Source organism: Paraburkholderia sp. IW21 (assembly GCF_041321145.1).
In the GTDB taxonomy this organism is placed as follows: Bacteria; Pseudomonadota; Gammaproteobacteria; order Burkholderiales; family Burkholderiaceae; genus Paraburkholderia.
This window is the reverse complement of the sequence record NZ_JBGGWA010000006.1, coordinates 306,012-320,099: the sequence shown is the minus strand read 5'-3', so window position 1 is coordinate 320,099 and position 14,088 is coordinate 306,012. Positions and strand designations below refer to the sequence as shown.

Sequence of the window (14,088 nt, the reverse complement as noted above, 5' to 3'; positions counted from 1 at the left end):
TTGCTGCTTGACGGACTTCATCGCGCTCCATCGCGTTCCGTCCCGCAGCAAGCGGACCTATTTGCGCTTACGGAACGCCTGGCCTTTTTCGGTGATGATGGAATCGAAGTCGTCGACTTGCGAGAAGCGCACTGCTTTCACCACGCCGAACTTGCTCTGGTCCACCACCAGATGCCGTTCCACCGCGCTGGCCATGGCCGCCTGCTTAAGGGCGACTTCATGAAAATTCCAGCACGTGACGCCGCGCGCGGTATCCACACCGCCCGCGGAAATGAAGGCCTTGTTGATCCCCATGCGACGCAGCATCTCCAGACTCTCTTCGCCCGCGAACGAATCTGAAGAAGGCACATAGACGCCGCCCAGCAGAATCATCCGCACATTCGGCTTGCGCCGCAGAATCTCCGCGACATTCAACGAATAGCAGACGACGGTGACATGGCGCTCGACCGGAATCAATCGTGCAAGCGTGGTAAGTGTCGTGCCGCAATCGATAAAGATCGTTTCGTGATCGACGACGAGTCCCGCCGCAATCGCAGAGGCTTCCGCCTTGGCCTGCGCGAAATGGTCTTTCTCTTCTTCGAGTGAATAGCCGGCGTTGTTCGGCACGTCAGTCGCACTGACGATGTAGCCGCCGAGATACGTGAATTGTTCCGGACTGCCTGCGATATCGCGCCGGACAGTCATCTCCGATACACCCAGCAGGCTGGCGGCATCCCGCAAGCGCATCACGTTTTGCTTGGCCAGCGCATCGGCGAGGGCGCGGAGGCGATCGGGTTTCAGCATGGAGGTCCTGTCGCGCGGGGTGGAAGGGCGTTATGTTTTGATCGATTTGGTGAAAGAATTATAACAAGAGGTCGTCTGTGCGGCGAGTCGGGTTTGATGTTTCTGCGTGGTCGATATGACGACGGAAGCGGGAATAAAGGAAATTCCGCGGAGGTATTGCAGGAGCGTGCCGCGTCCCCGCAGCGAGGCTTGATGCCTCGATTGAAACGGCACGAAATCCCCGCGCATGCCGCGTTGCATCGCTCAGCGCTGGGTTATGTCCACGCACCATGCTGGAGAATACGATGAAGACTCTGACTTTGATCCCTATTGCCGCATTGGCGTTGTGTGCCACGCTCGCCCATGCGGGCGACAACGCTGATACATCCAGAATGGCATCCGACGGCAACGCCACGATGACGTCGGACGCCGTGGGCGGCACATCCGTTGGCGGCAGTGAAAGCGGTGCGCACCTCGGCAAGACACGCGCGGAGGTCTATCAGGAATTGTTGCGTGCCCAGAAGGACGGCACACTGGATCGCCTGAATGAGCTCTATGGCGGTGGGGATTGAGCGAGCATGTGCACGGGACGCCGTCCGGCGCTGCGCGCCGCACGGCGTCCCGGGTGCCCGTGATCCCGGCTTCGGACAACGCACGTGGCGCCGGATGTTCGATCATCTCGCCAACGCCGGCCGCCGATCGTGAACAGCATGATCTCAATACCCCTTGACGGTAGTTTTGGACAGATCCGCCGCCGATTTGCCTATTTCCGGCAACAACACATCAAGCGGAATAGCATTCGCCAGGAGACGGTTTCCTGCATCGCCAGGGTGCAGGTGGTCCCCCGAGTCAAACGCGGGATTCAATCGTGACGGGTCCTCTCTGTCTTTCGCCAAAAGGTCAAAATCCAGCACAGCGTCAAAGGCTCCGCTCTCACGTATCCATGTGTTCAGGCTCCGGCGCAAGGCGTCCTTATCGGCATTGAAATAGTTGTCCAACGGTGTACCGTGCAAAGCGCCGCGAAATGGCGTCAGGGTGACTCCGATGATGCGGACGCCCCGGCGGTGAGCCTGCGCGATGAGCTGGCGAAAGCCGTTCCCCAGTGAATCCAGCGACGCGGGCTGTCCTTTGGGATCGAAGGCCGTACCTGGCCAGCTGATATCGTTGATACCCAGCAGGACGATGGCTGTACGAACGCCCGGTTGGTCGAGTACATCGCGCTGGAAACGGGCCAGCGCATTGGCCCCCATCTTGTCGGAGAGCAGCCGGGCACCTGAGATGCCGGCGTTAATCACTGCGACGCCGAGCGGGTCAAATCTGGCCGCGAGGAAGTCCGGCCAACGAGAATCGGCATCAACAGATGCGCCGTTACCGTCGGTAATGGAATCACCGATCACCGCCACCGCCTGGGGCGCCGGTTGATCGGCTTCTACTTCGATGCCTGTCAGCAGCGTGCGGGTCGTGATGGTCTCGGTCGAGGTTTTTCTTGCATCGATGGTTGCGGCTGCGGTCTGATCACCTGCGGCGATCCAGGCCGTTTGCCGGCTATCCCAGTGAAACGTCGTCGTCGGCGTGCTGGCCGGCAGGTAAACACTGACTGTCACATGCGCCATGGCTGGAACCGCAAGGTCGATCGGATCGCTTAGCAGCGGAGCACCAGCGGGAATCGTCGCCGAGGTTCGGCCGCCAAACGTCACTGTCCGCAGGGATTGTGTTTGGATTCCCGGCCCTCGGCCGCTCAATGCCACCGATGCGCGGCCGACGACCAGCGGCTTCTGGCCATAGGCATTCGAGAACACCAGCCGCAAGCGAGTGCCTCCGAGACTGATACGCGCTACCTGCCTGACAGTCTGATTGCGCAAAAGAGCAGGGATGTTCGTCGGGAATGGGAAATCTGCGCCCCAGGTCGGTTGGGGGCTGGCGGCCCAGCTTGCCACCCAGTTCGCGGGGGGAGACGGCTGCACGGTCTGTCCTCCGGCAGCAGATGCGCCGACCACGAGCGAAGTCACCAGCAGGGTTGATGTCAGACGCGATAGCCGATTAGTGCGTGCGAGAGGACCGGAGGAGATAGCAAAAGAGGAGATATCCATACTTGTGAATTCGTTGGCCAATATCTGCCAGATTTTGAATACAAAGCGGTATATGGACTAGACTGACTGAACTACAAACACCTATGAATTGAACTCATCATGACCAGACTGGAAGTCAACCGCTCAGGCGAGCTTGAGGTGTTCGTGCGGGCAGTCGAATTAGGCGGCTTCTCGGTGGCCGCACGCGAATTCAGCATGACGCCATCAGCAGTCAGCAAGCTGGTATCGCGGCTGGAACAGCGTCTTGGCACCCGGCTGATCAATCGATCGACACGCAAGCTCCAGCTCACACCGGAAGGGTGCGTCTTCTACGAGCGCGGTACGCGCGTCCTGGCCGACCTCGATGAGGCAGAGCGGTGTGCAAGCATCCACGGCACGCCGAGAGGCCGCCTCCGCGTCAACGCCAATGTGCCGTTCGGCCATCATTTCCTGCTGCCGTTGGCTCCTGAATTTCTGGCGTGCCATCCTGATGTTGCGCTGGACATCGTGCTCACCGACGAGGTGGTGGACCTCCTGGAACAACGTACCGATGTTGCCGTGCGGGCGGGTCCACTCAAGAGCTCGACCCTGGTGGCACGCAAGCTCGGCGAGACTCGCATGGTGATCGTGGGCGCACCCGCTTACCTGGCGCGCCACGGAGTCCCACTTACTCCAAAAGCGTTAGACCAACACAACCTGCTGGGTGCGAACTATGTCCGCGCGCAGCAAGGCTGGCCGCTGCAGGATGGCGACGTTCATACGACCGTCCCCATCACAGGCAACGCGCAGGCCAGCAATGGCGAAGCATTGCGCGGCCTGGCAATGGCGGGACTGGGTCTGGCCCGCCTGGCTGCATTCCAGGTGCGGGACGACATTGCGGATGGTCGCCTTGTTGCCGTGCTGGAAGACTTCAACCCCGGCGACATGGAGGAAATCCACGCGGTTTTCGTTGGACAGGGCGGCTATCTACCTTTACGTGTTCGCGCGTTTCTGGATTTTCTTGTGGAGCGCGTGAGGCTTGACTGAAACAACGGCAATCAGGCTTGCCTTCATGAACAGGCAACCGACGGCACCGGTCCAGGAATGACCGTTGTTAAGGGTTGAGCCGCCATTCAAACGTCTTCGTGAGTGTCGAGGCCAACGTTTCCTGTTGGCCGACTGCGGTCTGACATGCACGTGGCTAGTCTCCGTGCGCGGATTGCGGGTGCTACAGACGCGAGAAATTAGCAATATCCATCTTATCTATTTGCAACACTCGCAGGCCTCAACTATGTTGAATAGCCGGAAGGCACGGCTGCCGGGTGGGTGCCATGTCCGATATTCCTAGCACTCTTACGCGATTCCGAGTTCGCGACAATATTAGGGAGACTCGGCTATGACGACACCGCTGCTCGGACAGATGATGGACGTGCCGCTGACGGTTTCCTCACTGCTGGCCCATGCGTCACGTCACTTCGGCACGACCGAGATCGTGTCAAAGCGCATCGAAGGTGACGTGCATCGCTACACGTATCGCGACTGCGAAAAGCGCGCGAAGCAACTGGCGCAGGCGCTTATCGCGCTGAATGTGCAGCCGGGCGAACGGATCGGCACGCTGGCATGGAACGGTTACCGCCATCTGGAAGCCTATTACGGCACCACGGGCTTCGGGGCCGTCTGCCATACCATCAACCCCCGGCTCTTCCCCGAGCAGATCGCATGGATCATCAACGACGCCGATGACAGCTACGTGCTGTTCGATACGACGTTCGCGCAGCTGATCGATTGCCTTGCGCCCCTCTGCCCGAAGGTGCGTGGGTGGATTGCGCTTGCCGACGACGCGCATCTGCCGGCGATACAGACGCCCACACCGCTCATCAGCTACGAGACGTTGCTCAAACCGCACGGCGGCGCATTCGACTGGCCACTTCTCGACGAGCGCCAGGCATCGTACCTTTGTTACACCTCGGGCACGACAGGCAATCCAAAGGGCGCGCTGTATTCGCATCGCTCGACGGTGCTGCATGCGTACGCCGGTTCGCTGCCGGATGCGATGTGTCTATCGGCGCGTGACTCGGTGTTGCCCGTCGTGCCAATGTTTCATGCGAATGCATGGGGCATGCCGCATGCCGCGCCGCTCACGGGCGCGAAACTCGTCCTGCCGGGCAAGGATCTCGACGGAAAATCCCTGTTCGAACTGATGCAGGCGGAGCGCGTCACGTATTCCGCCGGCGTGCCAACCGTCTGGCTTGGCCTGCTCAACTACATGAAGGAAGCGGGCGTGCGGTTGTCGTCACTGCAACGCGCGGTGATCGGCGGGTCCGCGTGTCCGCCGGCGATGCTGCGCACCTTCGAGGAATACGGCGTCGAAGCCATTCACGGATGGGGCATGACCGAGATGTCACCGCTCGGCACGCTCGCAAAACTCAACTGGGAACAATCACAGCGGCCGCCGGAAGAGCAGCGCAGGCTGCGCGAAAAACAGGGGCACGTGATCTACGGCGTGGACATGAAGATCGTCGGCGACGATGGGCGCGATCTGCCGTGGGACGGCGTCGCGTTCGGGGAACTGCACACGCGCGGTCCGTGGGTGATCAAGCGGTATTTCCAGAAGGATGACTCGCCGCTCGTCGACGGCTGGTTTCCGACTGGCGACGTGGCCACGATCGACCCGGACGGTTTCATGCGCATCACCGACCGCAGCAAGGATGTGATCAAGTCCGGAGGCGAGTGGATCAGTTCGATCGAAATCGAGAACATCGCGATCGCGCATCCGGCCGTCGCAGAGGCGGCCTGCATCGCCTGCGCCCATCCGAAGTGGCTGCAGCGGCCGCTGCTCGTCGTCGTCAAACGCAAGGACGCGGAGGTCACGCGCGACGAACTGCTCGCGTTCTACGAGGGCAAGGTCGCGAAGTGGTGGATGCCAGATGACGTTGTCTTCGTCAACGAATTGCCGCATACGGCCGTTGGCAAGTTGCACAAACTGAAGCTGCGCGAGCAGTTCTGCGATCACGTGCTGCCGTCGGCGTTCGAAGTTGAGAACTTTCCGCTTGCCGACGAGCGCGCAACGGGAGGCGCCGGGTCGAAACCTGCGGCGGAAAAATCGGAAGGAGGCTGTCAAAGGGACCGCCACCGCACCGCCATTTGGTGCAACTGGCCGTAGCCGTTAAGGGTTATTCGATGCAGGCATCGAATAACCCTTAACGGTCTCTGCCCTAAGCGTCGCATGTCTCTGCCACGGTAGAGCGGCCACTCGGATTTCACACGAGGCTGCGCTCCCCGCCGTCGATCTCGAGTTCGGCCTCGCACTCGACTGGCACGTTTAGAGGAAGCGCCACGCCGACTGCCGAGCGAGAATGCGTGCCAATGTCGGGTCCAAATACTTCAAGAATAAGATCAGAGAAGCCATTCGCGATCTTTGGCATCTGATCGAAGCCGGGCGCGACATTCACCATCGCGAAGACGCGCAGCCATGCGGTAATGCGATCCAGGTCTCCAAGCTCTTTCTGCAGGCTCGCCAACTGCGCGAGCGCCACAAGGCGTGCCGCTGCGTAGCCTTCGTCCACTGAAATTTCAGCGCCAACTCTGCCGACCGGTTGCGCAATTGTCCCGTCGACGTTTAGCGGAACGTGTCCTGAAACGAAAGCTCGTGCGCCTCGTACACGGACCCATGCAAAGGGCAAGGACATGCGTATGTTTGCCGGAATCTGTAGCGGCTGAGGCAACGTCAAGCCCATTTCCGCCAACTTCGCTTCGATTCGCGCCATGATCGTCTCCTCGGAGTTTCGCCTTGCCGGTGCAGCCGTTGGTTCTTTTGAATGCCGGTGACGGTGTGGACAGATCCAGAGCTATGCCAAACCATTATGCGCGAGCGTCCGCACCGGTATCGCCGCTATGCATCGATAGAGTCGGTTCTGGAGGAGATCGGCTCTAACGGCTCTTTTCTGCCGAGGGCGCAGCGTGGGCGCCTTAACGAAAGCTGATATGCATTCGGTGTCCATCCCGCATATCAAAGCGTTTTATCCCAGTCTTAAGGCCATCACGGAGAGGTTTTATCTACGTTGGCAATGCGCAGCGGCGCACGGAAAGGTAGTCGAGATGACTGACGATCTCAAGCGCTACACGGTGGATGTCACCAGTGCTCTTGCTTTTGGCGAAGATCCGAGAGCGCTTGAAAAAAACCGTGGTGTCATACAGGAGCATCTCGCGCTCATCTTTCCGATGTTGATGAAGCGTATCAACGCGCCTTTTCCATACTGGCGATATGTGAAACTCCCTCGGGACCGCGAACTCGACCGCTCTCTGATCGAAGTTCATCGATACGTGCGAAATATGATGAGCCGGGCACGTGAACGAATGCGCGATGAACCGTCGGAGTCGCCACGTCATCTCCTTGAAGCGATGCTGGTCATGCGCGATGCGCCAGCATCCGATATAACCCACGACCAGGTCGCTGCAAATGTACTGACGCTATTGCTTGCAGGCGAAGACACGACAGCGAATTCGATAGCGTGGCTTCGCAGTGAATACGTTTGAGCCATTGGGAAACATGTGACTCGCCGACATCATGCTACCGGCTGGCACGAAAATGTTTTTTCCTGAATCGGCCCGCCACGCTCGACGCACGCAATTTTCTGAATCCCTTGCAGTTCGACCCTGATCGAGAGGTCACTGCCTTCACGATGGTCCCAAGTGCTATGCCGGTGCATCTGTCGGCACGGACCAGGAAGATTTCATCAGCTCGCGCGCGCACTGAGCCAACGGCCACCCCTTCGACGGATTCGTGACAGAGATAATTCTCACGAGTGTTAACCCGAGTGCCGCAGAGGACTATCAGCGTAGTTATATAAGTGGTATTCGCGCTGAACGCCTTGCTGGTGAATATCTTCCGCCCTAACCTGAATCTGACATTCAGCCGTCCTTCCAACCGTTTCGTGGACCGGCCATCTCATGCAATCCGTACACCGACGAACTTCCGATTTCGGAAGACGAAGGTCCCGTTGGAGAAGACATGCACGACAACCTCCTCTCAGTTATCGTTACTCGGAAATGGCAACTTGCTGAGAATTACCATGCCGTTGAACTTCAAACCAGGTCCCGATTGGAGCTTCCGTCGTTTGACGATGGGGCTTGCGTCACAGTTGTTCTCGACAACGTCGTCTATAAGGAGAGAATTTATCCCCTGTGCTGTTTTACGCCTCGGCCACGTGCATATGTAATCGCCGTGAGACAGGATGATGGCGACACGAACACAAAAACAGCTGACATTTCGTTGAGTCAAGGAGACGAAGCGTTTGTCGGAGCGCCACGGAGTCCTACAGTTATTTTAGACGGTTGCGCACGATCGATACTTTTTGCTGGAGGTGTCGGCGCGGCATCGATCGCCGGAATCGCGAATCGACTTGCCTCGGCGGGTCAAGTGTTCGAACTGCACAACTTCGCCCGATCACCGGAACGTGCAGTCTTTCGCGAAGAACTTGACGCGCTTAAAAGCGAAGGCGGGGTCCATCACCATTTTGGTTTGGATGCTGACCGATTAGCGCAAACAACTTCTCACGCGATGAGCCCGGCACATGCGAACACTCAGATCTACTGCAGTGGTCCCCCCGCATTTATGGATCTCATCGAGCAACAAGCTCACGACTGGGTGTATCCGGCCAATATCCACAGAATTGTCTTGGGTGACAGAAAAAATTAATAGTCGCGTCTTTTCTAAGGCACGCGCTGATGCTGATTTTTGTTTCGTATTGCTGTTGCCGCCGGATACGGGCCGGTCACTGCCTGACAGTGATCAGCGCTACCCGAAGCTTCGGCACAAATCGACGAAAGGCGAGGAGCCAGGCACCCGAACACTGGCTGGGATGCGTTCGCTGCATTGGCGGCGCGCTTAATCGTCGTCCATGACGTATTGGCGACGTGCGTCGGAGAGCACGGCGGTCACCGTAGTGATCTCGTCCACGCCGCCCGTTAAGACATCGATGAAATGCCAGTTGTGACCATCGGGGGCGGCCGGGACGAGCCGCGCGGGCAAGCCGACGCGATAGGTCGGGCCAAGTCCGGCCGCTTCGAGCTTCGTGTTGATCGCCTGCTGGATCTCCTTGGCGGAGCGAATTTCCTTGGTCATGCGATGTACTCCTGTAGGTCCCGGGACATGCCCGGGCGCGAAGCCTAGCTGCCGGCTTCGTCAGTGGGTGAGGTTTCGTCCTTCGTTTCTTCATGCTTGATGTGCGGCTTCTTTCCCGGCTGCGGAGCATGTTCGGCGTCGGGCGCGATGCCTTCGCCGTGATGTTTCTTTTCCTGCTGCACTTTCTTATCGTGCGCGATGTTGCGGGGATCGGTCATGGAGATTCCTCGATTGTGAGTGAATGGGCCGCGCGAGACTGCGGCCCCCCCAAGGCTGCGCAGATTCCGGGCCAGCCCTCGGACGTAATCGAGGTCGAAGCGTTCCGTTACCCTGCCCGGTCGATGCGGGGTTGGCGGTAGCGGCATGGGCGGGTTACCCACGGGGGTTCCGGAAGCCCTGACGGGCTTTGGCAGCGTCACGGCACCAAGTTCGTTCCGCTCAATCAAATGGCGAATCACTTCAGAATTTCCGAATGCCGGTTCATCTACTCGGAACTTTCTGCCCGTGCGTCCCACGTCAGAAGTGGCATATATGGCTGATGTCGACCCGGACCCGGCGCACTTCGAAAATCGCTCCCGCTTGCGATCTGCCGCGACCAGAGGCCCTACGCTTGAAGCGATTGGGCGGCTATCGGCCTATCATAGATAACCGCCCCCTAGTCAGCCTGCTCAGGTGGAAGAGCCGCGCGCCGATCCACGATCTTTCGCCGGAAAAGACGCGGTCTGAATTCTGCTCGCAGGATATTTCGCGAAAGGACTTTGATCATGGATGACATCTCTCCGCAAGCTTTCCTAGATGCCGTAAGCGGATATCAGAAGACCGCTGCGGTGAAAGCCGCAGTTGCGCTCGATCTATTCACCGCGATCGAGAATGAGAATGGCGAGCTCTCGCGCATATCGAGCCGCGTGCAGGCCTCCGAGCGCGGGATACGCATGCTGTGCGATTACCTGACCGTGCAGGGGTTTCTGCAGAAAGAGGCGGGATGCTATCGATTGACACCCTCGACTTCCGCGTTCCTGACGACCTCCTCGCCGGCCTGGATAGGAAGCATCGTCGATTTTCTAGCGGCCCCCGAAATGATGGCACTCTGGCTGGACGATCCGGTTGCGTTCGTTCGCAACGGCGGATCCGTGGGGCTGGGCAACATGGCACCCGACCACCCCGTCTGGGTGAAATTCGCGCGCGCGATGGTGCCTTTTGTGGCGCCAACCGCTCAGAACATCGCTCAACAAGTGGGCACATGGCCGCAAGCACCGAAGCGCGTGCTCGATATTGCCGCCGGGCACGGGGTATTCGGAATCGCGATCGCCAAGGCCGTCCCCGGCGCAGAAGTCGTGGCGACCGACTGGCAGGCGGTATTGGAGGTCGCGAAGGAAAATGCTGCGGCGGCCGGTGTGAGTGCGCGCCATCGCACGATCGCGGGCAGCGCGTTTGACGTCGAATGGGGAACGGATTTCGATCTCGCGCTGATCACGAATTTCCTGCACCACTTCGATCGGCCAACCTGCGTAGAACTGCTCTCGAAGGTACGCAGGAGCCTCAGCCCCGGAGGGCGAGTACTCGCGGTGGATTTCGTTCCTGATGAGGATCGCGTGTCGCCACCGTTCGCCGCTGCGTTCTCCTTCGTGATGCTTGCGTCCACACCACGAGGTGATGCGTACACTGTGCGCGAATTCGAGGAAATGGGCAGCGCGGCGGGGTTTTCAAAGGTCAGCGTAGCGCCGCTGCCGCCTTCGCCGGAAAGTCTCATCACATTTGAGTAGCACGCTGGCTGGTTCTGCGCGACGCCGGGCGGAGTCAGTCACGAACTGGGCCTACGTGAGAGCAGCGCCATCGCACGCTGCCGCGAGGGCGTCGGGCGAGGTCAGGCTGTGCATGTATACGGCGCCAGCCAGATTGAAATTCATATGAGATCACTCCCGGATATCCTGACAGCGCATCCACGGCCCGGAGCGTAGCCGCAGGCGCTACCCGTCGACGGCTGGACTGTGGCTGAGCGGTTGTAATTTACGCTCGCTAAGCTACTAATTACGATCTGTGCCACGTTCGCCTTGGGCACGCGCTTGCGGCGCAACCATTCCCGGTAGAAGTCTCCCTTGAGGCTGCGTCGGACGCTTCAAAACCGTCTGGCCGGTGAGTCTCCGATTGGACGCGCCCCTTTTTTCTTCTGGGTCAAAGAGCGGCCGACGATGGGTCGGGTTTCATTCGACTGATTGCTCGCTCGTCTTACTGTCAGCATCGTCAATCGGAAGTTCCTTCCGGCAATTGCGTCGGAGCACTATGCTTTTCATCAAGTGAGTTACAAGGCTAAGGCTTGCGAACGGCTACCAGATAGGTGCGTAAATGCCGCTTGATGCCAAGCGTCCGATGTCGTTCTGTCAACGGGTCGGCGCGAGGCTTCTGGGTACGGCATCGTCGTCGCGCGGGCGCGCGATGGATTTACTCTTCAAGGAGGCAGCGTCATGAGCGAATTTGCGATTCAGGAATTTCGCGGAAGGCTGATCGATCCGTCAGACAAGGGCTACGACGAGGCGCGAGCGCTGTACAACGGCATGATCGACAAGCGGCCCAAGGTGATCGCTCGCTGCACCGACGCTGCCGATGTCATAGCGGCGGTCAACTACGCGCGCGATAACGAGCTGCTTCTCGCCATCCGCGGAGGCGGACACAACGGCCCCGGTTTGGGCAGTTGCGACGGCGGGCTGGTCATCGACCTGTCGGAGATGCGCGGCGTGCGCGTCGATCCGGCGAGCCGCACTGTGCGCGTCGATCCAGGCTGCACTGCAGCGGATCTCGATCACGCGACCCACGCCTTTGGCCTCGCCGTACCGCTTGGCATCGTCGGCAGCACGGGCGTCGCAGGTCTGACCTTGGGCGGAGGAACCGGCTATTTGACACGCAAGCACGGCCTCACGGTCGACAATTTGCTCGAGGTGGATGTAGTGCTGGCCGACGGCTCTTTCGTCACCGCTAGCAAGGACAAGCACGTTGACCTCTTCTGGGCGGTGCGCGGTGGCGGCGGTAACTTCGGCGTGGTAACGAGCTTTCTATTTCAGGCCCACCAAGCCAAAATGGTGTTCGCTGGTCCGATTTTCTGGGACGCCAAGGACGCGAGGCAAGTTATGGCAACGTACCGCGACTTCATCCCAAACGCCCCCGAAGAGCTTGGCCTATTTGTCGGCCTCAAAACCGTGCCTCCAACCGATCCCTTCCCTAAGGAGCACTGGAACACACGCGCCTGTGCGCTGATCGGTGCTTTCAACGGGCCGATCGCAGAGGGTCAGAAGCTCATGGCATCGCTGCTCGAGAAACTGCCCGCCCCGCTGTTCAACTGGATGGGCGAGATGCCGTGGACTGCCATCAACAGTCTGTTCGACCCGTTCTTCCCTAAAGGCTTGCAGTGGTACTGGAAGGGCGACTTTGTCAAGGCGCTGCCTGACGAGGCGATCGACGTGCACATCGCTAACGCGCTCAAGGCACCGACCCCCTTCTGCCTGATGCACCTTTACCCCATAGACGGTGCCGTTCGGCGGGTTCCCAAGGACGCCACGCCGTGGAGCGCGCGGGACGCGTCTTTTTCGATGGTAATTGCCGCGATCAGCGCCGATCCCAAGGACGCCGAGGCGCTTAAGACCTGGGGGCGTGCCTACTGGGAGGCCATCCATCCGTTCAATCTGGAAGGCGTTTACGTCAACTTCATGGACGCCGACGAGGCCGAGAACCGCGTCGAACTAAGCTACGGCGACAACTACAAGCGCCTTGCCTCGATCAAGGCAAAGTACGATCCCAATAACCTATTCCGAGTCAACCAGAACATTAAACCGAAAGCGTGAATCACGCGCACGGCTTCGCCCGCCCGCGCCGCCGACATTGCCGTCGTCGGCGCGGGCTGACTTGCATGTGTCGCGCGCAGCTTACGGCACTTTCGGCTTCTTGGGCTTTTTGGGTTTCTTGATGATCTGGCCCGTCGCGCTAGTTTGCGGCACGCGGTGTTCGGCTTCAAAACCCGGCTCTTCTTCACGGGGCAGCGTTTGCCGGATCAGCGCTTCAATCGCGGCCAGTTGCGGCGCTTCATCGGCACACACAAGGGACACCGCCACGCCGCTGGCGCCCGCGCGGCCGGTACGGCCAATACGGTGCACATAGTCTTGCGCCACGATCGGCAGATCAACGTTGATCACCAGCGGCAGGTCGTCGATATCCAGCCCGCGCGCAGCTACGTCGGTGGCTACCAGCATATGTACTTGGCCCGTCTTGAAGCGCTCCAGCGCACGCAGGCGCGCGGGTTGCGGTTTGTCGCCGTGGATGGTGTCGACCGCATAGCCCGCTTCATCCAGCATGGCCGCCAGGTAATCCACGCCATTGCGGGTTTTGACGAACACCAGCGCGTGCTGCCAGTTGTTCTCAGCCACAAGGTGCATGAAGAGGTCAGGCTTGTTCTTTTTATCCACCGGCACCACCCACTGCTTGATCTTGCTGACCGTGGAATTGGGTGGGCTGACGCTGATATTGACCGGGCCGCGCAGAATGCCCGCCGCCATGGCGCGGATATCATCGGTAAACGTGGCAGAGAACAGCAGGGTCTGGCGCTGAGCGGGCAAGGCAGCAAAGACGGCGTTGAGTTCGCGCGCAAAGCCCAGATCCAGCATGCGGTCGGCTTCATCCAGCACCAGCGTTTGTACTTGATCAAACTGCACTGCGTTCTGGCGATTGAGATCGAGCAAACGGCCCGGCGTGGCGACGAGCACATCCACGCCTTTGCGCAACGTCATCATCTGCGGGTTAATACTCACACCGCCGTAGGCGGCCAGAAATCGTAAGTCGAGGCCTTTGCCGTAATCGATAAAGCTTTGCAGCACTTGTTCGGCCAGTTCACGCGTGGGCACCAGCACCAGAACACGCGCGCGGTTGCTGGACACCGCCGGGCCGTGTTGCACCAGCCGTTGCAACAGCGGCAGCGCAAAACCCGCCGTTTTGCCAGTGCCGGTCTGTGCCGCGGCCATGACGTCCTTGCCACTGAGCACAGCAGGAATCGCCTTGGCCTGCACCGGCGTAGGTGTCTGGTAATTGAGGTCCTGCACATTACGCAGCAAGGGATCGATCAGGCCAAGCGAGGCAAAAGACATTCGCGTATTCCGGGCTAAAGCCGCAATT

12 protein-coding genes and 1 pseudogene are annotated in these 14,088 nt (G+C 59.6%); 7 read left to right on the top strand and 6 right to left on the bottom strand.

What is annotated here, in order from left to right:
* Window positions 1–57: 57 nt before the first annotated feature.
* Window positions 58–783 (bottom strand): DeoR/GlpR family DNA-binding transcription regulator, encoded by a 726-nt coding sequence (locus ACAX43_RS17150; RefSeq protein WP_370709596.1) that lies wholly within the window; start codon window positions 781–783, stop codon window positions 58–60.
* Between the two features lie 284 nt (window positions 784–1,067).
* On the opposite strand from ACAX43_RS17150, the gene ACAX43_RS17145 reads away from it, so the two are divergent.
* The gene (locus ACAX43_RS17145) at window positions 1,068–1,334 is read left to right on the top strand and encodes a DUF4148 domain-containing protein (protein WP_370709595.1); all 267 of its coding nucleotides are present in this window, start codon (window positions 1,068–1,070) and stop codon (window positions 1,332–1,334) included.
* Between the two features lie 144 nt (window positions 1,335–1,478).
* On the opposite strand, the gene ACAX43_RS17140 is transcribed toward ACAX43_RS17145, so the two are convergent.
* On the bottom strand, window positions 1,479–2,852 hold the full coding sequence (locus ACAX43_RS17140; protein ID WP_370709594.1) for an SGNH/GDSL hydrolase family protein: 1,374 nt from the start codon (window positions 2,850–2,852) through the stop codon (window positions 1,479–1,481).
* Window positions 2,853–2,951: 99 nt separating this feature from the next.
* Here ACAX43_RS17140 and ACAX43_RS17135 point away from each other — a divergent pair, with 99 nt between their 5' ends.
* The gene (locus ACAX43_RS17135) at window positions 2,952–3,857 is read left to right on the top strand and encodes a LysR family transcriptional regulator (protein WP_370709593.1); all 906 of its coding nucleotides are present in this window, start codon (window positions 2,952–2,954) and stop codon (window positions 3,855–3,857) included.
* Between the two features lie 349 nt (window positions 3,858–4,206).
* On the top strand, window positions 4,207–5,973 hold the full coding sequence (locus tag ACAX43_RS17130) for a 3-(methylthio)propionyl-CoA ligase (protein WP_370709592.1): 1,767 nt from the start codon (window positions 4,207–4,209) through the stop codon (window positions 5,971–5,973).
* 97 nt (window positions 5,974–6,070) lie between these two features.
* Here the strand turns inward: ACAX43_RS17130 and ACAX43_RS17125 are convergent, their stop codons facing one another.
* Window positions 6,071–6,547 carry a RidA family protein gene (locus tag ACAX43_RS17125; RefSeq protein WP_370709713.1) on the bottom strand — a complete coding sequence of 159 codons (477 nt, stop codon included), beginning with the start codon at window positions 6,545–6,547 and terminating at the stop codon, window positions 6,071–6,073.
* A gap of 247 nt (window positions 6,548–6,794) precedes the next feature.
* On the opposite strand from ACAX43_RS17125, the gene ACAX43_RS17120 reads away from it, so the two are divergent.
* Window positions 6,795–7,346, top strand: coding sequence for a cytochrome P450 (locus ACAX43_RS17120; RefSeq protein ID WP_370709591.1), 552 nt, complete (start codon window positions 6,795–6,797; stop codon window positions 7,344–7,346).
* Between the two features lie 475 nt (window positions 7,347–7,821).
* Window positions 7,822–8,508 carry an oxidoreductase gene (locus ACAX43_RS17115; RefSeq protein ID WP_370709590.1) on the top strand — a complete coding sequence of 229 codons (687 nt, stop codon included), beginning with the start codon at window positions 7,822–7,824 and terminating at the stop codon, window positions 8,506–8,508.
* Between the two features lie 189 nt (window positions 8,509–8,697).
* Here the strand turns inward: ACAX43_RS17115 and ACAX43_RS17110 are convergent, their stop codons facing one another.
* Both ACAX43_RS17110 and ACAX43_RS17105 read right to left on the bottom strand, forming a co-directional pair.
* Window positions 8,698–8,934 (bottom strand): hypothetical protein, encoded by a 237-nt coding sequence (locus ACAX43_RS17110; RefSeq protein WP_370709589.1) that lies wholly within the window; start codon window positions 8,932–8,934, stop codon window positions 8,698–8,700.
* 44 nt (window positions 8,935–8,978) lie between these two features.
* Window positions 8,979–9,152 carry a hypothetical protein gene (locus tag ACAX43_RS17105; RefSeq protein WP_370709588.1) on the bottom strand — a complete coding sequence of 58 codons (174 nt, stop codon included), beginning with the start codon at window positions 9,150–9,152 and terminating at the stop codon, window positions 8,979–8,981.
* A gap of 546 nt (window positions 9,153–9,698) precedes the next feature.
* Here ACAX43_RS17105 and ACAX43_RS17100 point away from each other — a divergent pair.
* Window positions 9,699–10,697 carry a methyltransferase gene (locus tag ACAX43_RS17100; protein ID WP_370709587.1) on the top strand — a complete coding sequence of 333 codons (999 nt, stop codon included), beginning with the start codon at window positions 9,699–9,701 and terminating at the stop codon, window positions 10,695–10,697.
* Window positions 10,698–11,396: 699 nt separating this feature from the next.
* The gene (locus tag ACAX43_RS17095) at window positions 11,397–12,767 is read left to right on the top strand and encodes an FAD-binding oxidoreductase (protein ID WP_370709586.1); all 1,371 of its coding nucleotides are present in this window, start codon (window positions 11,397–11,399) and stop codon (window positions 12,765–12,767) included.
* Window positions 12,768–12,851: 84 nt separating this feature from the next.
* On the opposite strand, the pseudogene ACAX43_RS17090 reads toward ACAX43_RS17095, so the two are convergent.
* Window positions 12,852–14,060, bottom strand: a pseudogene (locus tag ACAX43_RS17090) (DEAD/DEAH box helicase); the annotation flags it as partial.
* Window positions 14,061–14,088 lie beyond the last annotated feature (28 nt).

Excerpts from the sequence above, each read along its gene's own strand:
- ACAX43_RS17100 (WP_370709587.1), top strand. The coding sequence starts at position 9,699 with ATGGATGACATCTCTCCGCAAGCTTTCCTAGATGCCGTAAGCGGATAT.
- ACAX43_RS17145 (WP_370709595.1), top strand. The coding sequence starts at position 1,068 with ATGAAGACTCTGACTTTGATCCCTATTGCCGCATTGGCGTTGTGTGCC.
- ACAX43_RS17095 (WP_370709586.1), top strand. The coding sequence starts at position 11,397 with ATGAGCGAATTTGCGATTCAGGAATTTCGCGGAAGGCTGATCGATCCG.
- ACAX43_RS17130 (WP_370709592.1), top strand. The coding sequence starts at position 4,207 with ATGACGACACCGCTGCTCGGACAGATGATGGACGTGCCGCTGACGGTT.
- ACAX43_RS17110 (WP_370709589.1), bottom strand. The coding sequence starts at position 8,934 with ATGACCAAGGAAATTCGCTCCGCCAAGGAGATCCAGCAGGCGATCAAC.
- ACAX43_RS17125 (WP_370709713.1), bottom strand. The coding sequence starts at position 6,547 with ATGGGCTTGACGTTGCCTCAGCCGCTACAGATTCCGGCAAACATACGC.
- ACAX43_RS17140 (WP_370709594.1), bottom strand. The coding sequence starts at position 2,852 with ATGGATATCTCCTCTTTTGCTATCTCCTCCGGTCCTCTCGCACGCACT.
- ACAX43_RS17105 (WP_370709588.1), bottom strand. The coding sequence starts at position 9,152 with ATGACCGATCCCCGCAACATCGCGCACGATAAGAAAGTGCAGCAGGAA.
- ACAX43_RS17115 (WP_370709590.1), top strand. The coding sequence starts at position 7,822 with ATGCACGACAACCTCCTCTCAGTTATCGTTACTCGGAAATGGCAACTT.
- ACAX43_RS17150 (WP_370709596.1), bottom strand. The coding sequence starts at position 783 with ATGCTGAAACCCGATCGCCTCCGCGCCCTCGCCGATGCGCTGGCCAAG.
- ACAX43_RS17120 (WP_370709591.1), top strand. The coding sequence starts at position 6,795 with ATGCATTCGGTGTCCATCCCGCATATCAAAGCGTTTTATCCCAGTCTT.
- ACAX43_RS17135 (WP_370709593.1), top strand. The coding sequence starts at position 2,952 with ATGACCAGACTGGAAGTCAACCGCTCAGGCGAGCTTGAGGTGTTCGTG.